Source organism: Mycobacterium sp. DHQP2018-32-09, assembly GCF_058148405.1.
In genome coordinates, this window is record NZ_JBYVYK010000035.1 from 1 (window position 1) to 23,151 (window position 23,151).

General features: G+C 69.5%; 21 protein-coding genes and 1 pseudogene. 5 read left to right on the top strand and 17 right to left on the bottom strand.

Annotation, left to right across the window (positions count from 1 at the left end):
• Together AC30CM_RS17440 and AC30CM_RS17445 are read right to left on the bottom strand one after the other, a co-directional pair.
• A partial coding sequence (locus AC30CM_RS17440; protein ID WP_490118159.1) for a coiled-coil domain-containing protein occupies positions 1-759 on the bottom strand: 759 nt, incomplete at its 3' end.
• Positions 760-996: 237 nt separating this feature from the next.
• Positions 997-1,575 carry an Rv1476 family membrane protein gene (locus AC30CM_RS17445; RefSeq protein ID WP_490118160.1) on the bottom strand — a complete coding sequence of 193 codons (579 nt, stop codon included), beginning with the start codon at positions 1,573-1,575 and terminating at the stop codon, positions 997-999.
• Positions 1,576-1,750: 175 nt separating this feature from the next.
• Between AC30CM_RS17445 and acnA the strand changes: the two genes are divergently transcribed.
• Positions 1,751-4,579 (top strand): aconitate hydratase AcnA, encoded by a 2,829-nt coding sequence (gene acnA, locus AC30CM_RS17450; protein ID WP_490118161.1) that lies wholly within the window; start codon positions 1,751-1,753, stop codon positions 4,577-4,579.
• Positions 4,580-4,610: 31 nt separating this feature from the next.
• Entirely contained in the window at positions 4,611-5,174 is a 564-nt protein-coding gene (locus AC30CM_RS17455) for a TetR/AcrR family transcriptional regulator (RefSeq protein WP_490118162.1), read from the top strand.
• Between the two features lie 10 nt (positions 5,175-5,184).
• On the opposite strand, the gene AC30CM_RS17460 is transcribed toward AC30CM_RS17455, so the two are convergent.
• The 15 genes and pseudogenes from AC30CM_RS17460 to AC30CM_RS17530 form a co-directional block, all read right to left on the bottom strand.
• Entirely contained in the window at positions 5,185-5,379 is a 195-nt protein-coding gene (locus AC30CM_RS17460) for a helix-turn-helix domain-containing protein (protein WP_490118163.1), read from the bottom strand.
• A gap of 114 nt (positions 5,380-5,493) precedes the next feature.
• Positions 5,494-7,122, bottom strand: coding sequence for an ABC-F family ATP-binding cassette domain-containing protein (locus AC30CM_RS17465; RefSeq protein ID WP_490118164.1), 1,629 nt, complete (start codon positions 7,120-7,122; stop codon positions 5,494-5,496).
• A gap of 81 nt (positions 7,123-7,203) precedes the next feature.
• Positions 7,204-8,040 (bottom strand): annotated as a pseudogene (locus AC30CM_RS17470) (enoyl-CoA hydratase); the annotation flags it as partial.
• 55 nt (positions 8,041-8,095) lie between these two features.
• Positions 8,096-8,458 (bottom strand): thioredoxin, encoded by a 363-nt coding sequence (trxA, locus tag AC30CM_RS17475; protein ID WP_490118165.1) that lies wholly within the window; start codon positions 8,456-8,458, stop codon positions 8,096-8,098.
• 84 nt (positions 8,459-8,542) lie between these two features.
• A complete protein-coding gene (locus AC30CM_RS17480) occupies positions 8,543-9,637 on the bottom strand; it encodes an NADH:flavin oxidoreductase (RefSeq protein WP_490118166.1) in 1,095 nt (364 codons plus the stop codon).
• 60 nt (positions 9,638-9,697) lie between these two features.
• Positions 9,698-10,351, bottom strand: a complete 654-nt coding sequence (locus tag AC30CM_RS17485) for a hypothetical protein (protein ID WP_490118167.1) — start codon at positions 10,349-10,351, stop codon at positions 9,698-9,700.
• 41 nt (positions 10,352-10,392) lie between these two features.
• Positions 10,393-10,851, bottom strand: a complete 459-nt coding sequence (locus tag AC30CM_RS17490; RefSeq protein ID WP_490118168.1) for an intersectin-EH binding protein Ibp1 — start codon at positions 10,849-10,851, stop codon at positions 10,393-10,395.
• Positions 10,852-10,913: 62 nt separating this feature from the next.
• Positions 10,914-12,839, bottom strand: a complete 1,926-nt coding sequence (locus tag AC30CM_RS17495) for a family 16 glycosylhydrolase (RefSeq protein ID WP_490118169.1) — start codon at positions 12,837-12,839, stop codon at positions 10,914-10,916.
• A 446-nt stretch (positions 12,840-13,285) separates the two neighbouring features.
• Complete coding sequence (locus AC30CM_RS17500; protein ID WP_490118170.1) at positions 13,286-13,633, bottom strand: metal-sulfur cluster assembly factor; 348 nt, start codon at positions 13,631-13,633, stop codon at positions 13,286-13,288.
• Positions 13,630-14,163 carry a Fe-S cluster assembly sulfur transfer protein SufU gene (gene sufU, locus AC30CM_RS17505; RefSeq protein ID WP_490118214.1) on the bottom strand — a complete coding sequence of 178 codons (534 nt, stop codon included), beginning with the start codon at positions 14,161-14,163 and terminating at the stop codon, positions 13,630-13,632. Before sufU ends, AC30CM_RS17500 begins: the two co-directional genes overlap by 4 nt.
• Before the next feature lie 49 nt (positions 14,164-14,212).
• Positions 14,213-15,472 carry a cysteine desulfurase gene (locus AC30CM_RS17510; protein ID WP_490118171.1) on the bottom strand — a complete coding sequence of 420 codons (1,260 nt, stop codon included), beginning with the start codon at positions 15,470-15,472 and terminating at the stop codon, positions 14,213-14,215.
• Between the two features lie 16 nt (positions 15,473-15,488).
• Positions 15,489-16,256: a Fe-S cluster assembly ATPase SufC gene (gene sufC, locus AC30CM_RS17515; RefSeq protein ID WP_490118172.1), complete on the bottom strand. Its 768-nt coding sequence runs from the start codon at positions 16,254-16,256 to the stop codon at positions 15,489-15,491.
• On the bottom strand, positions 16,253-17,449 hold the full coding sequence (sufD, locus tag AC30CM_RS17520; RefSeq protein ID WP_490118173.1) for a Fe-S cluster assembly protein SufD: 1,197 nt from the start codon (positions 17,447-17,449) through the stop codon (positions 16,253-16,255). The genes sufC and sufD overlap by 4 nt, the downstream gene beginning before the upstream one ends.
• On the bottom strand, positions 17,446-18,873 hold the full coding sequence (gene sufB, locus AC30CM_RS17525; RefSeq protein ID WP_490118174.1) for a Fe-S cluster assembly protein SufB: 1,428 nt from the start codon (positions 18,871-18,873) through the stop codon (positions 17,446-17,448). Before sufB ends, sufD begins: the two co-directional genes overlap by 4 nt.
• A complete protein-coding gene (locus tag AC30CM_RS17530; RefSeq protein WP_490118175.1) occupies positions 18,870-19,625 on the bottom strand; it encodes a helix-turn-helix transcriptional regulator in 756 nt (251 codons plus the stop codon). The genes sufB and AC30CM_RS17530 overlap by 4 nt, the downstream gene beginning before the upstream one ends.
• Positions 19,626-19,747: 122 nt before the next feature.
• On the opposite strand from AC30CM_RS17530, the gene mptB reads away from it, so the two are divergent.
• The 3 genes from mptB to AC30CM_RS17545 are packed head-to-tail and all read left to right on the top strand — an operon-like array spanning position 19,748 to position 23,138.
• A complete protein-coding gene (gene mptB, locus AC30CM_RS17535) occupies positions 19,748-21,433 on the top strand; it encodes a polyprenol phosphomannose-dependent alpha 1,6 mannosyltransferase MptB (RefSeq protein ID WP_490118176.1) in 1,686 nt (561 codons plus the stop codon).
• The gene (locus tag AC30CM_RS17540; protein WP_490118177.1) at positions 21,430-22,362 is read left to right on the top strand and encodes an ABC transporter ATP-binding protein; all 933 of its coding nucleotides are present in this window, start codon (positions 21,430-21,432) and stop codon (positions 22,360-22,362) included. The genes mptB and AC30CM_RS17540 overlap by 4 nt, the downstream gene beginning before the upstream one ends.
• Positions 22,359-23,138 (top strand): ABC-2 transporter permease, encoded by a 780-nt coding sequence (locus AC30CM_RS17545; protein WP_490118178.1) that lies wholly within the window; start codon positions 22,359-22,361, stop codon positions 23,136-23,138. Before AC30CM_RS17540 ends, AC30CM_RS17545 begins: the two co-directional genes overlap by 4 nt.
• Positions 23,139-23,151 lie beyond the last annotated feature (13 nt).

Sequence of the window (23,151 nt, forward strand, 5' to 3'; positions counted from 1 at the left end):
GGCGTTGCCCTGCGGCACCGCCGCAGGGCCTGCGGCGGCGGGCGCGGAGGCCGGGCGCGCGGCGTCCAGTTCGGCCTTGGCGGCGGCCCGCTCCGCCGACAGTCGGTCGAGTTCGGCCTGCTGAGCCTTGAAGGTCTGCTGCGCCGCGGTGAGGGCGGCGACGGCGTCGTCCTGGCTGGTCTGGGCGTCGACGACGGCCTGGTCGGCCTTCTGCTTGGCCAGCCGCGCCGCGGATTCGCGATTCACCTGGTCGGTCCGGGCGCGCTGCAGGTCGGCGACGACCTGCCGCGACGACACCTTGAGCGTCTCGTCGGCCGAGGCCGCGGTCAGGATGTCGGCGGGGTCCTTCGCCGTCAGATAGGACCCCGACGGGCCACTGACGTAGGTCGACGCCGCGAAGACGTCGAAGCGGTGCTGGGCGGCGCCGATGGCGGCGTTGGCCTCGTCGAGGCCGCGCTGGCTGGCGTCGACCTCGCCCTGGGCGGCGGCAGCCGCATCGCGTGCGGACTGCACGCCGACCAGGGCCTTGTTGACGTCCTCCTGCTGCGTCTGGATCTGGGCGCCCAGTTCCTGCAGCTTCTGGTCGGCGTCGGCGACGGCGGCGACGAGCCGCGCAACCCCGTCGGCACCTCCCGGTTCGGCCACGGCGATCCCCGAGCCGTGGCCGAACACCGAGGTGAGCAGGATGCCGAAGGCGACGGAACACGCGCCGACCCGACCGCATGCGCGGTAGGCAGAGGCGCTCGGGATGCGTCTCATCAGACTCCGGTCTCCTTGGGCTCAGCGCGGACGCCGACACGTCCGTCCGGGCTTGGTAACAACTGAGTCACAAATGTCACTTGGAACGCAGCTGCAACATCAAGCACCTTCTGCACCGTACGTCACAGAAAGCGCCAAAGAAACGTTCGCGAAGAATTACAGAGTTGTAATTGAAACGAGCGTTATCGAATGGTTACGAACAATTTCTCGAATTGCGAGGAATGGCCGCGACGGCGCTCAGATCGCCGGGGGCGCAGCGCTTTCAGCGTCGGGCGGGACGTGACCGGACGCACCCCGAGCCGGCGCCGAATTCGCGAACGCGCGCCGGGCCCGCACCTGCAATGCGCGCACCCCGACGATGGCCGCCGCGACGAGCACGATGACGGCAACCGACAGCGCCGTCCAGGGAAAGTCCGGGGTGGTGAGTTGCCCGACGAAGTTCTGCGCCGACTGCACGGGGTCGCCGTAGACCTTGGCGACGTCCTGGCCGGCCTCGAGCGTGACCCGGTCGAACTGCGTGCTGTAGGTGCCGGCGTAGGACGGGCTGATCGCCAGCACCGTGGACCCGGGATGCGCGTGGCCGACCTCGGTGGCGATGTCGCGCAGCGGGGTGTCGATCGGTGGATTCGTGGGGATGACGACGATCTTGAGGTCGATGCCACGCGACGCCGCCTCCGCGACCACCGCCTTGAGCGCAGGAACGTCGGCCGGCGGCGCGCTGACCCCGTCGGCGGACACGGCCGCGTTCACGGCGGCCATGTCGACGTCCGGCGGAATGTATGCCGGCAGGAACGAGAGGTCGTGCGGTCCTGTCACAGGGGCAATGTACGTGACCGGGCCGACGGGCCGGCACCGACACGCATTGGCAGCACACGTCACCTCGACGAGACTGGACCCCGCATTCCGGCGCAATAAAGGACAAGCGTACTGTAGGAAGTCGGAAGCGCCGTCGACACAGCCCGTCGCGGCGACACCTATCCCGGGAGTTGATGTGAGCAGCGTTGATTCATTCTCCGCCAAGGACACCCTGAAGGTCGGAGAGCAGAGTTACGAGATCTACCGGTTGGACGCCGTCCCCGGTACCGAGAAGCTTCCCTACAGCCTCAAGGTCCTCGCCGAGAACCTGCTGCGCACCGAAGACGGCGCCAACATCACCAAGCAGCACATCGAGGCCATCGCCAATTGGGATCCCGAGGCCGAGCCCAGCGTCGAGATCCAGTTCACGCCCGCGCGCGTGCTCATGCAGGACTTCACCGGCGTGCCGTGCATCGTCGACCTGGCCACCATGCGCGAGGCCGTCGCGACCCTCGGCGGCGACCCGGACAAGGTCAATCCCCTCTCGCCCGCGGAGATGGTCATCGATCACTCGGTGATCCTCGACGTGTTCGGCCGGGCCGACGCCTTCGAGAAGAACGTCGAACTCGAATACCAGCGCAACGGCGAGCGGTACCAGTTCCTGCGCTGGGGCCAGGGCGCCTTCGACGACTTCAAGGTGGTCCCGCCGGGCACCGGCATCGTGCACCAGGTGAACATCGAGTACCTGGCCCGCGTCGTGATGACGCGGGATCGGGAGGTGGACGGGAAGACCGTGAGCGTGGCCTACCCCGACACCTGCGTGGGCACCGACTCGCACACCACGATGGAGAACGGTCTGGGCGTGCTCGGCTGGGGCGTCGGCGGCATCGAGGCCGAGGCGGCCATGCTCGGCCAGCCGGTGTCGATGCTGATCCCCCGCGTCGTCGGCTTCAAGCTGACCGGTGAGATCAAGCCCGGCGTCACCGCCACCGACGTCGTGCTGACCGTCACCGACATGCTGCGCAAGCACGGCGTCGTCGGCAAGTTCGTCGAGTTCTACGGCAAGGGCGTCGCCGAGGTGCCGCTGGCCAACCGCGCCACGCTGGGCAACATGAGCCCCGAATTCGGCTCGACCGCAGCGATGTTCCCCATCGACGAGGAGACCATCAACTACCTGCGGTTGACCGGCCGCAGCGACGAGCAGCTGGCGCTGGTCGAGGCCTACGCCAAGACGCAGGGCATGTGGCACGACCCGGACTCCGAGCCCGTCTTCTCCGAGTACCTGGAGCTGGACCTGTCGACCGTCGTGCCGTCCATCTCCGGCCCGAAGCGCCCGCAGGACCGCATCGCCCTCTCCGATGCCAAGAACGCGTTCCGCAAGGACATCCACAACTACGTCGAAGAGAACCATCCCGCGCCGGAGACCAAGCTGGACGAGGCGGTCGACGAGTCGTTCCCGGCCAGCGACTCGGTGTCGCTGTCGTTCGCCGACGACGGCGCCGTCGACGCCCGGCCGTCGGCCGCCAACGGGGCCGAGGGCAGGCCCACCAAGCCGATCACGGTGCGCTCCGCCGAGCGCGGCGAGTTCGTCCTGGACCACGGTGCCGTGGTGGTCGCGGGCATCACGTCGTGCACCAACACGTCCAACCCGTCGGTCATGCTGGGCGCGGCCCTGCTGGCCAAGAAGGCGGTCGAGAAGGGCCTGACCACCAAGCCGTGGGTCAAGACCAACATGGCCCCCGGCAGCCAGGTCGTCACCGACTACTACGACAAGGCCGGCCTGTGGCCGTACCTGGAGAAGCTCGGCTACTACCTGGGCGGCTACGGCTGCACCACGTGCATCGGCAACACCGGTCCGCTGCCCGACGAGATCTCGGCGGCGATCAACGACAACGACCTGTCGGTGACCGCCGTGCTGTCGGGCAACCGCAACTTCGAGGGCCGCATCTCCCCCGACGTCAAGATGAACTACCTGGCCTCGCCGCCGCTGGTCATCGCCTACGGCCTGGCCGGCACCATGGACTTCGACTTCGAGTCCGATCCGTTGGGGCAGGACACCGACGGCAACGACGTCTTCTTGAAGGACATCTGGCCTTCCGCGCAGGAGATCCAGGAGACCATTGCCTCCTCGATCAACCGGGAGATGTTCAGCGACTCGTACGCCGACGTGTTCAAGGGCGACGAGCGGTGGCGCGCGTTGCCCACGCCCGAGGGCAACACCTTCGAGTGGGACGAGAACTCCACCTACGTCCGCAAGGCGCCCTACTTCGACGGCATGCCCGCCGAGCCGGAGCCGGTGGCCGACATCAAGGGCGCCAGGGTGCTTGCGCTGCTTGGTGATTCGGTGACCACCGACCACATCTCGCCGGCAGGCAGCATCAAGAAGGGCACGCCTGCCGCCCAATACCTCGAAGAGCACGGCGTGGAGCCGAAGGACTTCAACTCCCTGGGGTCGCGCCGCGGCAACCACGAGGTGATGATCCGGGGCACGTTCGCCAACATCCGGCTGCGCAACCAGCTGCTCGACGACGTCTCCGGTGGCTACACCAGGGACTTCACCCAGGACGGTGGCCCGCAGTCGTTCATCTACGACGCGTCGGTGAACTACCAGAAGGCGGGCATTCCGCTGGTCGTGTTGGGCGGCAAGGAGTACGGCTCCGGTTCGTCACGCGACTGGGCGGCCAAGGGCACCACGCTGCTCGGCGTGCGCGCCGTCATCACGGAGTCGTTCGAGCGCATCCACCGGTCGAACCTGATCGGCATGGGCGTGATCCCGCTGCAGTTCCCGGCGGGCGAGTCGGCGAAGTCGCTCAAGCTCGACGGCACCGAGACCTTCGACATCGAGGGCATCACCGAGCTGAACGAGGGCAAGACGCCCAAGACGGTGCACGTCACCGCGACCAAGCAGGATGGCGGCACCGTGGAGTTCGACGCCGTGGTGCGCATCGACACCCCCGGTGAGGCCGACTACTACCGCAACGGCGGCATCCTGCAGTACGTGCTGCGGAACATGTTGAAGTCGTAGCGGGAATCGACCAGGTAGACAAGGCAGTTCGTTGCCCCGCGTAACCGACGATCACCTCGCGGCGCGCCGTCGACAGATACTCGACGGCGCCCGCAGGTGTTTCGCGGAGTACGGCTACGACAAGGCGACCGTGCGGCGGCTCGAGCAGACCATCGGGCTGTCGCGCGGCGCCATCTTCCACCACTTCAAGGACAAGGACACCTTGTTCTTCGAGCTGGCGCACGAGGATGCCGAGCGGATGGCCGACGTCGCCGCCCGCGAGGGTCTGGTGCAGGTGATGCGCGACATGTTGGCCGCTCCGGAGCAGTTCGACTGGTTGGCCACGCGGCTGGAGATCGCACGCAAGCTGCGCAACGATCCGGTGTTCAACCAGGGTTGGGCGGAACGGTCGGTGGAGCTGTCCACCGCCACCGCCGACCGGTTGCACCGGCAGAAGTTGGCGGGACGGCTACGCGACGACGTCCCCAGCGAGGTGCTGCAGACGTATCTGGATCTGGTGCTCGACGGGCTGGTGGCGCGGCTGGCCTCCGGTGATGACACCGCCAGGCTCGGCGCCGTACTCGACCTCGTCGAGGCCTCGGTGCGGCAGCCCTGACCCCGTGGGATCAGTCGCGACTGCGGTTGCGGTGGTTGGGGCCGCCGCGGCTGCGCATCGTGGTGCCGGACTCGCGCAGCATCGCGTGGATCGAGCCGTAGGACCGCCCGGTGCTGGCGACCAGCGAACGGATGCTGGCCCCCTTCTCGTACTCGGAGCGCAATTCGTCGAGTAGCTGTTCGCGTGACTTGTTTCCGTCGCTCATCGATACCTCCCGGGCCTCGTCACGTTCGGCGGGTACCCGGGGCACGGGGGGCTCAATCACGGGTCCGCGGATCGCGATCGGCGAATTCCCCGGCACCCGTTATTGGCGTCTACGTCAAGCCAATTCGATGAGTTCGCGATACTCGTCGGACCAGAAGTCCTCGGTGCCGTCGGGCAGCAGCACCACCCGCTGCGGTTCGAGCGCCTCCGCGGCACCGGGGTCGTGCGTCACCAGCACCACGGCGCCCTCGTAGCTGCGCAACGCGTCGAGCACCTGCTCCCGCGATGCCGGATCCAGGTTGTTCGTGGGTTCGTCCAGCAACAGGACGTTGGCCGTCGAGGCCACCAGGCCGGCCAGCGCCAACCGCGTCTTCTCGCCGCCGGACAGCGTGCCCGCGGGTTGCTCCAGCTGCGGGCCGGTGAACATGAACGCCCCCAGCAGGCCGCGCAGGTCCTGCTCCCCCGTGTCGGGCGCGGCGTGGCGGATGTTCTCCCACACCGTGGTCATGTTGTCCAGGGTGTCGTGCTCCTGGGCGAAGTAGCCGATCTTGAGGCCGTGGCCAGGCTCCATCTCGCCGGCGTCCGGTGTCTCGACCCCGGCCAACAGTCGCAGCAGCGTCGTCTTGCCCGCGCCGTTGAGGCCCAGCACCACCACGCGCGAGCCGCGGTCGATGGCCAGGTCGACGCCGGTGAAGATCTCCAGTGAGCCGTAGGTCTTGGTGAGCCCCTTGACCACCAGCGGGGTGCGGCCGCACGGCGCGGGGGTGGGGAACTTGATCTTGGCGACCTTGTCCGACACCCGCTCGGCGTCGAGTTCGGCGATCATGCGCTCGGCTCGACGCAGCATGTTCTGTGCGGCAACGGCTTTGGTGGCCTTGGCACCCATCTTGGCCGCCTGCGCGCGCAGCGCCGACGCCTTCTTCTCCGCGTTGGCGCGTTCCCGCCTGCGGCGCTGCTCGTCGGTGGACCGTGCATCGAGGTACTTCTGCCAACCCATGTTGTAGACGTCGGCCTCGCCACGCACGGCGTCGAGGAACCACACCCGGTTGACCACGTCGGCCAGCAGGTCCACGTCGTGGCTGATCACCACCAGACCGCCGGTGTGGTTCTGCAGGAACGACCGCAGCCAGGTGATGGAGTCCGCGTCGAGGTGGTTGGTGGGCTCGTCGAGCAGCAGCGTGGTGGCCGCTCCCGACCCCGCGTCGGAGGCCGCGAACAGGATGCGCGCCAACTCGACGCGGCGGCGCTGACCGCCCGAGAGCGTGCGCAGCGGCTGGGTCAGCACGCGGTCCGGCAGGCCGAGGCTCGCACAGATCCGGCCGGCCTCGCTCTCGGCGGCGTATCCGCCGAGAGCGGCGAAGCGCTCCTCCAGCTGCCCGTAGCGGCGGATGGCGCGGTCGCGCGCCCCCTCGTCGACCACCTCGGCCATCAGCGCCTGCTGCTTCTCCAGGTCGGCGATCAACGTGTCCAGCCCACGGGCCGACAGCACGCGATCGCGCGCCAGCACCTCGAGGTCGCCCTCCTTGGGGTCCTGCGGCAGGTAACCGATGGGGCCGCTGCTGGTCACGGTGCCCGCGTAGGGCTCGCCCTCACCGGCGAGGATGCGCATGGTGGTGGTCTTGCCCGCGCCGTTGCGGCCGACGAGGCCGATGCGGTCGCCGGGTTGCACGCGCAGCGCGGCGCCCTCGATGGCGAGCAGGGTGCGCGCTCCGGCGCGGACCTCCAGGTCCGTTGCGGTGATCACGCCGTACTGCTCCTACTCGTCGGTGGCTGCGCCGTCCTGCGACGCGCGGCCCACGGGGGCCGTGGGGGTCTGGGCGGCCCGGTCGTCGGTGAAGACCGGGGGTCGGTGCTCGGCGCGCGCGGCAACCGCTTCCTCGAAGTTCGCGGTGAGTAGGCGCACGAAGAGCTGACCCAGTCCCTCGGCCTGCATGTGGCCCTCCAGACTACCCGCGTCCAGTCCACTCCAGAGCGTCCGCTTGGTCAACTCGACGCCCGGGCGGGAGAAGCTCGCGATGCGCTCGGCCATGTCGAAGCACGTGCCGAGCAACTCGTCGTCGGGCACCGCGTGGGAGACCAGACCGATGCGTTCGGCCTCGGCAGCGGCGACGTCGCGACCGGTCAGCATCAACTCGAACGCCCGCGACGTGCCGATCGCCCGAGGTAGCAGGTAGGACAACCCCAGTTCGCTGGCCGTCAACCCGTTGTTGATGCCCGCGGCCCGGAAGTAGGCGGCGTGCGCCGCGACGCGGATGTCACACGCCAGCGCCAGGCACAGGCCGCCGCCGATCGCGGCACCGTTGACCGCCGCGATCACCGGTTGGTGCAGCTTGCGTATGGCGAGGATCACGTCGTCGAGGACATCCATGGAGCGCAGCGCGTACGTCGGCCGGGTCAACCCGTCGACGTGCGGGATGGCGCCTGCCGACTTGTGGTCGGCACCCGACGAGAACCCGCGGCCCGCGCCGGTGAGGACCACCGCCCGCACCGAGTTGTCGTGCGTCAACTCCGCCAGCGCCGCCCGCAGCGGCAGCATCGCGTCGAACGCCATCGAGTTCATGCGCTCGGGCCGGTTCAACGTCACCAGCGCGACGTGCGGCCGTGGCCGATCGACCAAGACCAGGGGCGCGCCGCCGGCGGTGTCTTCGCTCACGCGCTGCACGCTACTGGCCCACCCCGGGGCGCCGCGGCCGGACGGCCGGGGGGAATCGCGGCCGCTACTGCTCGGACTGCTGCGCCTGCTGGATGGCCGCCTCGACGTCGAACTCCTTGATCTTCTCGATCACGTTCTCGAGGTCCTTGGCGGGCAGCATGCCCGAGTGCCGGAACACCATGTGGCCCTTCTTGAACGCCATCAGCGTCGGGATGGCCTGGATCTCGGCGGCCTGGGCCAACCCCTGCTCGGCCTCAGTGTCCACCTTGGCGTGCACGACGTCGGGGTGCTTGTCCGCCGACGCGGCGAACGTGGGCGCGAACGCCTTGCACGGCCCGCACCAATCCGCCCAGAAGTCGACCAACACGATCTCGTTGTCGGTGATGGTCTGGTTGAACTGCGCGGCGGTGATGTCTTGCGTGGTCACGGTGGTCCTAACGTCGTGGGAAAGGGGGATGTTCCCCGGGATCTCGTGCGACCGGGGGTCTCGTTCGATCGGCGGTCGCGGGCGTCAGTGCAGGCCCGCCAGAGCCTTGCGGGCGTCATACCCATTGAACCCGTCGAGCGAACCCTCCCGCAGCCGGTTCACCCACGTGGGGTCGGCCAGCAGTGCCCGGCCGACGGCGACGACGTCGAACTCGCCGGCGTCGAAACCAGCCACCAGCCGGTCCAACGAAGCGGGCGCGATGACCTCGCCTTCCCTCTCGCTGCGGAATTCCGTCTGCAACCCCACCGAGCCCACCGTGATCACGGGTACCCCCGTCACCCTCTTCGTCCAGCCCGCGAGGCTCAGTGTGGGGTCGACGTCGGGGAAGGCCGGCGTGTAGTGCCTGCGCGTCGACGGGTGCAGCACGTCGACGCCCGCGTCGAGCAGCGGCAGCAGCAGGTCGCGCAGCTGGGCCGGGTCGTCGGCGATGCGCGCCTGGTAGTCGGTGGCCTTCCACTGCGAGAAGCGGTAGACGATCGGGAAGTCCGGGCCCACCGCGGTGCGGACCGCGGCCACCACCTGCGCCGGGAAGCGGGTGCGCCCCGCCACGTCGCCGCCGTAGGAGTCCGTGCGGCGGTTGGTGGCCTGCCACAGGAACTCGTCGAGCAGGTAACCGTGGGCGCCGTGCAGTTCGACGGCGTCGAAGCCCAGGTCGCGGGCCGTCCGGGCGGCCGTGGCGAACGCCTGCGCGATGTCGTCGAGTTCGCCGGCCGACAGCGCGCGGCCCCTGGGCTTGCCGTCCGGATCGACTCCCGACGGGCTGACCGGCGCCACCCCGTCCGACGTCTCGCGCCGCTCACCCTGGTGCCACAGCTGCGGCGCGATGGTGCCACCCTCGGCGTGCACGGCGTCGACCACCCGCCGCCATCCGGCCAGCACGGCGTCACCGGCGATGGTGGGCACCGCGAACGGGAAACCCGCGGCCGGATCGGGAAGCCGCACGCCTTCGGTGATGATCAGACCGACGCCGCCCGCGGCGCGGCGCCGGTAGTACTCGGCCACGTCGGGCCCGGGGACGCCGCCGGGCGACGCGGCACGTGTCATCGGCGCCATCGCGAAGCGGTTCGGCACCGTCAGCGAGCCGACGGTCAGCGGCGTGAACAGGTCATCGAGAGCCATGCTGCGGTTCAACGGGTCCTGCCGCACCGCGATTCCCCCGCACGCGACACGAGCGGAACGTCACTCCCCCTCGAGGCGGCCCCGCCCCTCGGCGAGGAAGTCGGCGATCTGGGCGGCCAGTGCGTCGACGTCGGCGGTCGGGTCGAGCGACCGCAACGCGCCGAAGGGGGCGTTGAAGAACGGTCCGCGATGCGCCGTGACGTCGAACGGGGCGACGTAGGCGTACGGCAGCGGATGCAGGTCGTCACCCGCGGCCACGCCGTAGGTCACCTGGTCGGCGGCGACCGCGACGTCGAAGTGCTCCGGCCACAGCACCGGGTGGCCGTCGGGCAGCACCTGCGTGAGCGCGAAACCCCCGGCGTAGAGGCTGCGATAGAGCAACGCCGCGGCTTCGGGATTCAGGTCGAGCACCGTGTCGGCGGGCATCGGGGCGGCACTGCGATAGGCCCCGTCGGGCGGGCCGTAGTCGAGGCCTGCCGCCGCGGCGACCGCACCGACGGGCCCGGCCAGCTCCGCGCGGTCGTCCTGCCACGTGAACGTGGTGCCGTGGACGGCCAGCGGCAGCGCCGTCGCGGCGAACCCGTCGGGACGGACCGCGAGCCGGATGGTGCCCGCCGCCCGGTACTGCGGCCCGGCGATCAGGCTCTCGGCCACCCCGCGAAGCTGGTCTCGCGTGCCGGCGTAACCCTGCACGCGCTCCGAGCCCTCCGTCACGCCCTCCATGACACTCCCTTCGCCCGTCGGACCAGGCTAGGTCACGGCGTGGCTGCCACGGCCGACCCGGTGGGCACGTTCGGCGTCTGCGCACCTGGGGCGACGACGCCGGAGCTGGGTGCCGGTTCCCCGAACTCCGGGTCCGGCGGCGGCGCCGAGGCGGGCGGCGCAGCCGACGTGCCCACGACGGCGGTGGCCGTCGGCGTGGGACCCGCGGCCTGGCTCTCCTCGGCCAGCCCGATGCACTCGTAGGAGTTGCCCCCGGTACACGGCACGCCGGCGACCTCCGGCGGCCCTCCGCCCGCGGGCGTGGTCTCCTCGATGAGGTTGGTGGGCGGGGCGGGCATGCACACCTCGGTCACCAGGTCCCTGCTTTCCCCGGTCGGACACGTGGTGGCGGTCGAGGTGGGAGCGGGCATCGCGAGCACGCCGCCGGCCGCCGCCAGCACGGCAAGACCCGCGACGGCCGCCATGGTCCGACGGACGGGGTTGACAGGCACCCCATAGGAATACCGCATCGGGTTCCCAGGCGCGCGGTCGTTCACCGACCGTTCGCCGGTATCTACAGCTTCCACACCTTCACCCAGTCGACCTTCATCTGCGCATTGAGCGGGGTCGACGTCCGGTCGGGATCGCCGGTCCACGGGTTGCCGACGGCCGGCGTGAGGATGAGGTAGTGCGGCCAGGCCCCCGAGAACGGCGTCCAGTCGCCGCCGAGCGCCTGATACTGCGTCTTGGTGACCTGTCCGAGGTTCTTGCCGTCGACGGTCCAGACGATGCGGTCCGGGTACCAGTCGATGCCGTAGTCGTGGAAGTCGGCGGACAGGTCGACGCCGAGGTTGGCGAAGACGTCGTCCAGCTTGACGTCCTGCGCGCCGTTGCCCGCCGCCGGACCGTGGACGTTGCCGGTCCAGTGTTGCCGGAACGCCGCGTCGGCCATGCCGGGGAACTCGACGATGTCGATCTCGCCCTGCCGTGGCCAATCGAACTCGTGACCGGGTTCGAGGCCGACGGTCCAGAACGCCGGCAGCAGACCCTTGGCGTACGGCATCTGCATCCGCGCCACGATGCGCACCGGCGGTTCCACCGACTGCTTGCCGTAGGTGACGACGCGGGCCGACGTGTAGTCGTACGGGGCGGGCTTGCCGTCGGGTGCGGTCTCCTGCCTGACGGAGATCACCAGGTTGCCGTCGGCGTCGATCGCGATGTTGGAGGTGCCCGGCGTGTAGTACTGGTTCTCCCCCGCCGACCCGCCCCAACGTCCGGTCTGCAGGTCCCACGACTTCAGCATCTCGGCCATGTCGGTGAAGTTGGTCTGCCAGAGCAGGACCGGATCCTGCCCCGTCGGCGGGTTGGTGGGGGTGCCCGGGGTGCCCGGTCCCGTCGACGTCACCGCGGTGCCGTAGATGCGGCCGCGCACGCCGGTCCACCAGGTCTCGACTGGCCCGAACAGCGGCAGCGGCAGGAGCACCGCGAGGCTGCCGTCGACGGGCAACCCGACCGCGCGCAGCACGTCCACGACGATCGTGCCCACCGTGACGCGTCCGCCCACGAGGGCGTCGTCACCTCGCACCGGCGCGGCCGACGTGGCGGCGGCGGCCGGAGTGGACGTGACCGTCGCGGCCGTGGTGGTCGTGGTGGTGGAGGTGGTCGAGGTGGTGGAGGTGGTGGTGGTCGTGGTGGAGGTGGACGAGGTGGAAGCCTGCACGGTCGGCTGGGCCGACGCGTTCGCCTCCGGTGCCGGGTGCGTGACGGTCTCGGCCGCGACGTCCGGACGTGAGGTCCGGGGGGCCTCCACCTCGCCGATCGTCTGCGCGTCCTGCTTCCCGGCGTCGGCCGTCGGCGTGGCGGTCGACGATCCGACCGACGTGGCCGTCGGTGCCGTGCCCGCCGGTGCCGTGCCGTTCGTCGCCGTCCCCGGCACCGGGTCTGGCACCGGGTCGGGTGTCGCCGCGCCGGGACCGTCGCTCGCCTGCGTAGCGGACGACCCGGTTGTCGGCTTCGTCTTCTCGGTGCCGGTCTTCTCGATGCCGGTCTTCTCGGTGCCGGTCTTCTCGGTGCCGGTCTTCTCGGCGCCGGTCTTCTCGATGCCGGTCTTCTCGGTGCCCGTCTTCTCGGTGCCCGTCTTCTCGGCCTGCCGGGTCGTGGTCGCCGATCCGGCGCGCTGGGTCCCGGTCGCGCTCTTCGCGGTGCCGGACGCCGACGCTCGACTCGCCTTGCCGGCCGGACCGGGCTGGCCGCGACCGTCGGCGCCCGACGGACGCTCGTTCCCGGACGTCCCGCCACCGGCCCCCGAACGCGCCGGGCCCGCCGCACTCGACGCGGACGTCGACGCACCGGCATCCCCGTCGCCCGACGGCGCGGCGTGGGCCATGGCCTGGCCCGACACCACGGCCGCGCCGAGCCCGGCGGCCACCACACCTGCCGCCCACCACGTCCCCCGCGGTGCCGGGCAACCGGACTGCCGATTCCTGGGTCGCACGAACATTTCTCCACCTCATCTGCCGGTCGAATTCACCAAGTCATCGAAATGCTCGGAAAGGAACGGAAAGAAACAGACCGAAAGGATCGAAATTTCGGCGGCTATGAAACCAAGGGTACGAAGTATTGTCTGTGCCGCAGATGCCATCGATGCAGATCAAGAAGCTCCATGGCAGATTTTGTTTTATGAACTAATCACATTGTCATTGCACCGCGGACGCTACTTCACATCGCAACCAGTTGCACTGCCAATTCCGCAATCAACGTATGACGAAATGGCGAACCGATCGGTAACTCGGCATCGACCACAAGGCGTTTCCCACGTATCGATGCACGTGACCATCGCTGCAATGCCTTTGCCAGAATCGCGCCGTGGCGCACGGCGTGCAGGCGCCCACGACGACACAGCGCGCCCGGCGAGACGCCGGGCGCGCTGTGACGAAGAAGGTGGGGTCAGACGGTGAAGCCGAGGGCACGCAACTGTTCGCGGCCGTCCTCGGTGATCTTGTCCGGACCCCACGGCGGGTTCCACACCCAGTTGATCTTGATCTCGTTGACGAGGCCCGCGCCGACGAGTGCCGTCCGCGACTGATCCTCGATGACGTCGGTCAGCGGGCACGCCGCCGACGTCAACGTCATGTCGATCAGCGCCACCTTCCCACCGTCGGAGTCCTCGACGTCGAGGCCGTACACCAGCCCCAGATCGACGACGTTGATGCCCAGCTCCGGGTCGACGACGTCACGCATCGCCTCCTCGAGATCGGCCATGAACTCCTCGTTCGGTATCGCCGTGTCGCTCATGCGGTCTCCCTCTTGGGCTCGTGGACTGGATTCTGTTCGTCGGCATGCCGTCCGCCGGCAAGCGGTTCGTCGACGTGCCGTTCGTCGACGTGCCGTTCGTCGACAGGGTCGTGGGCTCGCGCCAGCGCATCCTTGAAGGCCATCCACCCCAGCAGCGCGCACTTCACGCGTGCCGGATACTTGGCCACCCCGGCGAACGCGATGCCGTCGCCGATGACGTCCTCGTCACCGTCGACGGTGCCGCGTGAGGACACCATCTCGGTGAACGCCGCGACGGTCTTCAGCGCATCCCCCACCGACCGACCGATCACCTGGTCGGTGAGCACCGACGTGGACGCCTGGCTGATGGAGCAGCCCTGGCCGTCGTAGGACACGTCGGTGACGGTCTCGCCGTCGCTCGACAGGGCCAGCCGCAGCGTCACCTCGTCACCACACGTCGGGTTGACGTGCGACACCTCCGCGACGAAGGGTTCACGCAATCCGCGATGGTGCGGATGCTTGTAGTGGTCCAGGATCACCTCCTGGTACATCTGCTCGAGCCTCACGATTCACCCCCGACCCTGGTCACGCGACGAACCCTCATGCGAAGAAGTCCACGGCACGGCGCACGCCGGCGACCAAGCGGTCCACCTCGTCGAGCGTGTTGTACACCGCGAACGACGCCCGCGCCGTGGCGGCGATGCCGAACCGGCGGTGCAGCGGCCACGCACAGTGATGCCCGACGCGCACGGCCACCCCGTCGTCGTCGAGCACCTGCCCCACGTCGTGCGCGTGCACGCCGTCGACCACGAACGAGACCGGCGAACCGCGCCGCTCCGTGTCCAGCGGACCGATGATGCGCACCTGCGGGACGTCGGCGAGGCCCCGCAGCGCCGCGGCCACCAGCTCCTCCTCGTGAGCCTGGACCGCCGGCATCCCGATCTGCTCGAGATACCGTGCGGCAGCTCCCAATCCGACGACCTGGGACGTCATCGGCGTGCCGGCCTCGAAACGCTGTGGTGCGGCAGCGAAGGTGGTGGCCTCCATCGTGACGGTCTCGATCATCGAGCCTCCCGTCAGGAAGGGAGGCAGCGCGTCGAGCAGCTCGCGCCGACCGTACAGCGCGCCGATCCCCGTCGGCCCCAACATCTTGTGCCCCGAGAACGCCGCGAAGTCCACGTCGAGCGCGTGGAAGTCCACGGGCTGGTGCGGCACCGACTGGCACGCGTCGAGGACCACCAGCGCACCGACCGCCCTGGCGCGGGCCACCAGCTCGGCGACCGGTGCCACCGCGCCCGTGACGTTCGAGTGATGGCTGAAGGCGACGACCTTCACCGAGTCGTCGAGGACCAGCGAATCGAGGTCGATGCGGCCGTCCTCGGTGACGCCGAACCACTTCAGCGTCGCCCCGGTGCGCCGGGCCAATTCCTGCCAGGGCACCAAGTTGGCGTGGTGCTCCAGCTCGGTGGTGACGATGACGTCGCCGGGACCGACGGCACCCTCGAAACGCTTGTCGCCCAACGCGTATGCCACCAGGTTGATGGCCTCGGTCGCGTTCTTCGTGAACACCAATTCGTCGGTGTCCGCGCCGACGAACCGCGCGACGTCCGCACGCCCCTGCTCGTAGGCGTCGGTCGATTCCTCCATGAGCTGATGCGCACCGCGGTGCACCGCACCGTTGGAGTTCAGCAGGAAGTGGCGTTCGGCGTCCAGTACGGCGAGCGGCTTCTGCGACGTGGCACCGGAATCGAGGTAGGCCAACCGACATCCGCCGCGCATCACCCGTTGCAGGATCGGGAAGTCGGCGCGGATCGCGGCGATCGTTCCCGCGTCCAACGGGCGGACGGCGGACTGGGTCATCGGAACCTCCTCGGGTCTACGACGCGGTGGTGGCCTGCGTGAAGCGCTCGTAGCCGTTCTCCTCGAGTTCGTCGGCCAGCTCGGGGCCACCGGACTCGATGATCCGGCCGCCCACGAACACGTGCACGAACTGCGGCTTGATGTAGCGCAGGATCCGGGTGTAGTGCGTGATCAGCAGGACGCCACCGTTTTCGGCGTCCTTGTACCGGTTCACGCCCTCGCTCACGACGCGCAGGGCGTCGACGTCCAGCCCGGAGTCGGTCTCGTCGAGGATCGCGATCTTCGGCTTCAGCAGGCCCAGCTGCAGGATCTCGTGGCGCTTCTTCTCGCCACCGGAGAAACCCTCGTTGACGCTGCGCTCCCCGAAGGCCGGGTCGATGTCCAGGTCGCTCATCGCGGCCTTGACCTCCTTGACCCAGTGCCGCAGCTTCGGCGCCTCACCGCGCACGGCGGTGGCCGCGGTGCGCAGGAAGTTCGACATCGACACTCCCGGCACCTCGACGGGGTACTGCATCGCGAGGAACAGGCCCGCCCGGGCGCGCTCGTCGATGCTCATCTCGAGGACGTCCTCACCGTCGAGCGTGATCGACCCGGAGGTGACGGTGTACTTCGGGTGCCCGGCGATGGCGTACGACAGCGTCGACTTGCCCGATCCGTTGGGCCCCATCACGGCATGGGTCTCACCCGACCTCACGGTGAGGTCGACGCCCTTGAGGATCTCCTTGGCCTCACCCTCGGGGGTGTTGACGGAGACGTGCAGGTCCTTGATTTCCAGGGTGGTCACGACTGGGTTCCTTCGGTGAGTGCGAGCTCGCGCTCGATGGCTTCGGTGAGGCGCTCCCGCACCTCGGGGACGGCGATCTTCGCGATGATCTCGTTGAAGAAGCCGCGGACGACCAGGCGGCGGGCCTGCGCCTCGGGGATGCCGCGCGCACGGAGGTAGAACAGCTGCTCGTCGTCGAAGCGACCGGTCGCGCTGGCGTGTCCGGCGCCGACGATCTCGCCGGTCTCGATCTCCAGGTTGGGCACCGAGTCGGCGCGGGCGCCGTCGGTGAGCACCAGGTTGCGGTTCACCTCGAACGTGTCGGTGCCGGTGGCCGCGGCGCGAATCAGCACGTCGCCGATCCACACCGTGTGCGCATCGGGCTTGTCCGAACTCGGATCGCCTTGCAGCGCACCCTTGTAGAGCACGTCCGAGGAGCAGTTCGGCTGGGAGTGGTCGACCAGCAGCCGCGACTCGAAGTGCTGTCCGTCGTCGGCGAAGTAGGTGCCGAACAGCTCCGCCTGGCCACCGGGTCCGGCGTAGCGCACGTTGACGCTGGTGCGCACCACGTCGCCACCGAGGGTGACGTTGACGTGGCTCAACCCGGCGTCGCGGCCCAGCAGCGCGTGATGGGCACTGACGTGCACGGTGTCGTCGTCCCAGTCGGCGATCCACACCACGCCCAGCCCCGCCGAGTCGCCGACGATCAGCTCGACGTTGTCGGCGTACACGCCGCTGCCCCGCAGGTCGACGACGACGGTCGCCCGCGAGAGTTCCTCGACGCGGATCTGCAGGTGGCCGTACGCCACCGCGCCTGCGCCGGGACCGTGCACCGTGATCTCGATGGGTTCGGCCACCTCGGTGTCGCGGGCCACCGTCACGACGGTCGCGCGCTCGAAGGCCGAATACGCCTGCGCGGCAACGCGATCGGCGGGCACCCCGGCACGCCCCACGCGCTCGTCGGACCGGTCGACGGTCTCGACGGTGACGCCGGGTCGCGCGCTCACCTCCACCAACGCGCTGCCGGTTGCGACGGCGGTGCCGTCGTGCAGGCCGCGTAGGCGCTTGAGCGGCGTGAACCGCCACAGTTCGTCACGTCCGCCGGGCACCTCGAAGGCGTCGACGTCGTAGGAGGCGAACAACTCGCCCTTGTTCAGGTTCAGCACCGAGCCCGGCTTGGCCGCGCCCTCTGCGGCTTCCGTCACCCCGGTCATCCGACCGCACCTTCCATCTGCAACTCGATCAGCCGGTTCAGCTCGAGCGCGTACTCCATGGGCAGCTCCTTGGCGATGGGCTCGACGAACCCGCGCACCACCATCGCCATGGCCTCGTCCTCGGACAGCCCGCGGCTCATCAGGTAGAACAGCTGGTCCTCGCTGACCTGCGAGACGGTCGCCTCGTGGCCCATCGTGACGTCGTCCTCGCGGATGTCCACGTAGGGGTAGGTGTCGGAGCGGCTGACCGAATCGACCAGCAGCGCATCGCACTTCACGCTCGACCGGGAGCCGTGCGCGCCCTTGTTGATCTGGATCAGACCACGGTAGGACGCGCGGCCACCGCCGCGCGCGACCGACTTCGACACGATGTTGCTCGACGTGTGGGGTGCCAGGTGCAGCATCTTGGCGCCGGTGTCCTGGTGCTGGCCCTCGCCGGCGAACGCGACCGAGAGCACCTCACCCTTGGCGTGCTCACCGGTCATCCACACGGCCGGGTACTTCATGGTGACCTTGGAGCCGATGTTGCCGTCGATCCACTCCATGGTGGCGCCCGCCTCGGCCCTGGCCCGCTTGGTCACCAGGTTGTAGACGTTGTTGGACCAGTTCTGGATGGTGGTGTACCGGCAGCGGCCACCCGGCTTGACGATGATCTCGACCACGGCCGAGTGCAGCGAGTCGCTCTTGTAGATCGGTGCCGTGCAGCCTTCGACGTAGTGCACGTAGGCGCCCTCGTCGACGATGATCAGCGTCCGCTCGAACTGGCCCATGTTCTCGGTGTTGATGCGGAAGTACGCCTGCAGCGGGATGTCGACGTGCACGCCCTTGGGGACGTAGATGAACGATCCGCCCGACCACACCGCGGTGTTCAGCGCGGAGAACTTGTTGTCCCCGGCCGGGATCACGGTGCCGAAGTACTCCTTGAACAGCTCCGGGTGTTCGCGCAGCCCGGAGTCGGTGTCCAGGAAGATCACGCCCTGGGCCTCGAGGTCCTCGCGGATCTGGTGGTACACCACCTCGGACTCGTACTGCGCCGCCACACCGGCGACCAGGCGCTGCTTCTCGGCCTCCGGGATGCCCAGCCGGTCATAGGTGTTGCGGATGTCCTCGGGTAGGTCCTCCCACGAGGCGGCCTGCTTCTCCGTGGACCGCACGAAGTACTTGATGTTGTCGAAGTCGATGCCGTCGAGATCCGAACCCCAGTTCGGCATGGGCTTCTTGCCGAACGTGCGCAGGGCCTTGAGGCGGATGTCGAGCATCCACTCCGGCTCGCTCTTCTTGGCCGAGATGTCGCGCACCACGGCCTCGTTCAGGCCACGCTGCGCACTGGCGCCCGCGACGTCGGAATCCGCCCAGCCGTAACCGTAATTACCCAGGGAGGCAATGGTCTCCTCCTGGGTCAGCTGCTCGGGTGTGGTCGTCATGTCGACGCTCCTTGCTGGTTGGTGGTGACGTCGGCGCGGGCCGTGCGCCGATCGGTCGGCACGTGCGTGGTGCACGCACAGTCGCCGTTGACGATGGTGGCCAGCCGTTGCACGTGCGTACCCAGGATCTCGGCGAACGCCTCGCGCTCGGCGTCGCAGAGTTCGGGGAACTCCTCGGCGACGTGCGACACCGGGCAGTGATGCTGGCAGATCTGGACCCCGCCGACGCCGCCGGGCACGGGAGCGGTGGTGGTGGCATACCCGGCCTTGGTCAACGCGGCGGCCACGTCCTGCGCGGCGCGGGCCACCGCCGAGCGCTCGGTGGTGTCCGCCTCGGGCACCTCGGCGAGGATGCCGTCGATGCGGCGTCTGGCGAACACGCGCACGGCGTCGTCGCCGCCGATCTCGCGGAGTTGCCGCATGGCGGCCACCGCTAGGTCGTCGTAGGCGTGGTCGAGCTTGCCGCGGCCGGCCGGGGTCAGCCGGTAGCGCTTGGCGGGGCGGCCCCGGCCGTGATGCTGCCACGCCGCGGCGGCGTTGGCCTCGGCGTCGCCCGCCTCGACCAAGGCGTCGAGGTGGCGGCGCACGCCGGTGGCGGAGATGCCCAGACGGTCGCCGATCTCGCCCGCCGTGATCGGGCCCTGCATCAGCAGCCGCACGATCTCGGTCCTGGTGTGACCGTCGCTCGGCGACGCAGCGGCAACCGGCGTGGCGGCGGCGCCACGTGGTGTGCTCTCGTCGTCGAATTTCACAACACCATTGTGGCGGAATTGCCGAACCCGGTCTAGCAAGGTCACCCTTAGCCGAGGGTGGACATCCTCACCCCGCCGTGCGGGAATACGGACGACGGTTACCCGCCGGTTACTCTGCTGGCATGGCCGCCCGCCTGCAACCTCTGAGTTCGGCCGTGGCCCGTTGGCACGCCGACGAGGTGGCCGTCGGATCCCCGCTGACCCCCGCGGACGTCGCCTCGGTGCGCAACACCCGCGTGTTCGGGGCCACCGGCACGGTCCTGATGGCGATCGGCGCGCTCGGCGCAGGCGCCCGCCCGGTGGTGCAGGATCCGACGTTCGGCGTCCGGCTGCTCAACCTGCCCTCGCGCATCCAGACCGTCTCGCTCACGATGACCACCACCGGCGCGGTGATGATGGCGCTGGCGTGGCTGATGCTGGGCCGCTTCGCGTTGGGACCCCGCCGGCTGTCGCGCAGTCAACTCGACCGCACACTGCTGCTCTGGGCACTGCCACTGCTGCTGGCGCCGCCGATGTACAGCAAGGACGTCTACTCCTACCTGGCACAGAGCGAGATCGCGCGCAACGGGCTGAACCCCTACGTCGTGGGCCCCGCGCCGGGTCTCGGCCTCGACCACGTGTTCACGCTGTCGGTGCCGAGCATCTGGCGCGAAACGCCGGCGCCCTACGGGCCGCTGTTCCTGTGGATCGGGCGCGGCATCTCCGAACTCACCGGCGGCGAAATCGTGGCCGGCGTGCTGCTGCACCGGGTCGTCGTGCTGCTCGGCGTGGCGCTGATCGTGTGGGCGACGCCGCGGCTGGCGCGCCGCTGCGGGGTCGCCGAGGTCAGCGCCCTGTGGCTGGGCCCGTGCAACCCCCTGTTGCTGATGCACCTGGTGGCCGGAATCCACAACGAGGCGCTGATGCTCGGCCTCATGCTGGCCGGCACCGAGTTCGCGCTGCGCGGCGTCGACTCCACCGCGCGGCTGCTCCCCCGGCCCGTCCGGTGGCCGCGGGATCGCCGGCAGTGGCGCGCGTGGACGCCCGCGGCGATGCTGCTCGCCGGCACCGTGCTGATCGCCCTGTCGTCGCAGGTCAAGTTGCCGTCCCTGCTGGCCATCGGCTTCGTGGCGATGGCGCTGGCCTGCCGGTGGGGCGGCACGGTCAAGGCGTTCTTCCTCGCAGGCGGCCTGCTGACCGTCGTATCGATCGCCGTGATGGCCGTCGTCGGCTGGGTCAGCGGCCTCGGCTTCGGTTGGCTGTTCACGCTCGGCACCGCGAACGTGGTGCGGTCCTGGATGTCGCCTCCCACGCTGATCGCCCTGGGCACCGGACAGGTCGGAATCCTGCTGGGCCTCGGCGACCACACGACGGCCGTGCTGGGGCTGACCCGCGCGATGGGCGTGACGATCATCGCGATCTTGGTCACCTGGCTGCTGCTGTCGGTGCTGCGCGGCCGGTTGCACCCCGTGGGCGGGCTCGGCGTCGCGCTCGGCGCGACGGTGCTGCTGTTCCCCGTGGTCCAGCCCTGGTATCTGCTGTGGGCGATCATCCCGCTCGCGACGTGGGCCACGCGGCCCGGGTTCCGCGGCACTGCGATCGTGATGTCGCTGGTCGTGGGCATCTTCGGACCGACGGCCAACGGCGACCGGTTCGCGCTGTTCCAGATCGTCGACGCGGTCCTGGCCAGCACCCTGATCGTGGCGATACTGGTGGCGCTGACCTACCGCAGGTTGCCGTGGCGCGGACTGCCCGGCAGAGATCGGTCGGCCGACGAGCCACCGCCGAGGCAGGACGTCCGCACCGACGCCTACGCTGAATCCCCGTGAGCGCTGCATCCGAGGTCCCCGTTCTCCTGGAGGGCGTCACCAAGCGTTACGGGTCCACCGTCGCCGTCGACGGGCTGGACCTTCAGGTGGGGCGCGCCGAGGTGTTCGCGTTGCTGGGCCCCAACGGCGCGGGCAAGACCACGACGGTGGAGATGTGCGAGGGGTTCGGCAGGCCCGACGCCGGCCGCATCCGCATCCTGGGCCTCGACCCCGCGGCCGACAACGCCAAGGTGCGCGAGCGCATCGGCGTGATGTTGCAGGGCGGCGGCGGTTACCCGGCGGCGCGCGCCGGCGAGATGCTACGGCTGGTGGCGTCCTACAGCGCCAACCCCCTCGACCCGGCATGGCTGATGGACGTCCTCGGCCTGACCGAGGCGGCGCGCACCACCTACCGGCGCCTGTCCGGCGGCCAGCAGCAGCGCCTGGCGTTGGCGTGCGCCGTCGTGGGCAGGCCGGAGCTGGTGTTCCTCGACGAGCCCACCGCGGGCATGGACGCCCACGCCCGCATCGTCGTGTGGGATCTGATCGACGGCCTGCGCCGTGACGGGGTGACGATCGTGTTGACGACTCATCAGCTCGGCGAGGCCGAACAGCTCGCCGACCGACTCGTGATCGTCGACCACGGCAGGGCCGTCGCCACCGGCACCCCCGCCGAACTCATGCAGCGTGGCGCGGAGAACCAACTGCGTTTCTCGGCACCCCCCAAACTCGACCTGTCGCTGCTCGTCACGGCGCTGCCGGAGAGCTATCGCGCCGCCGAGGTGACACCCGGCGAATACCTCGTCGAAGGGCACGTCGACCCGCAGGTGCTGGCCACCGTGACGGCGTGGTGCGCGCGCCTCGACGTACTGGCCACCGGCATGCGCGTCGAACAGCGCAGCCTGGAGGACGTCTTCCTGGATCTGACGGGACGGGAGCTGCGCCCATGAGCACCACCAATCGCTTCGAACCCGGCACGTTCACGCCCGATCCGCGGCCGTCGACCGTCGCCCGGATGCTGGCCGCCCAGTTCGGCCTCGAACTGAAGCTGCTGTTGCGCAACGGCGAACAGCTGTTGCTGACGATGTTCATCCCGATCACCCTGCTGGTGGGTCTGACGCTGTTGCCCTTCGGCGACTTCGGCGACGACCGGGCCGGGGTGTTCGTGCCCGCGATCATGGCGTTGGCGGTCATCTCCACGGCCTTCACCGGGCAGGCCATCGCGGTCGCGTTCGACCGCCGCTACGGCGCCCTCAAGCGCCTGGGCGCCACCGCGCTGCCCGTATGGGGCATCATCGCGGGCAAGGCGCTGGCCGTGGTGACCTGCGTGTTCCTCCAGTCGATCCTGTTGGGCGCCATCGGATTCGCCCTCGGCTGGCGGCCCGCGCCGCTGGGCCTGGCGCTGGGCGCGGTGATCATCGCGCTGGGCACCGCCGGGTTCGCCGCACTCGGCCTCCTGCTGGGAGGCACGCTGCGCGCCGAGATCGTGCTGGCACTGGCGAACCTGCTGTGGTTCGTGTTCGCCGCACTCGGGGCACTGACCCTGGAGGGTGGCATCGTGTCGCACTGGATGGGCATGCTCGCGCGGTTGACGCCGTCGGGAGCACTCACCGAGGCGCTCACGCAGGCGCTGACGCTGTCGGTGGACTGGTTCGGCATCGCGGTGCTGCTCGCCTGGGGAGCCGTGGCCGCGCTGTGCGCGCTGCGTTGGTTCCGCTTCACCTGAGCCGACGGATCTC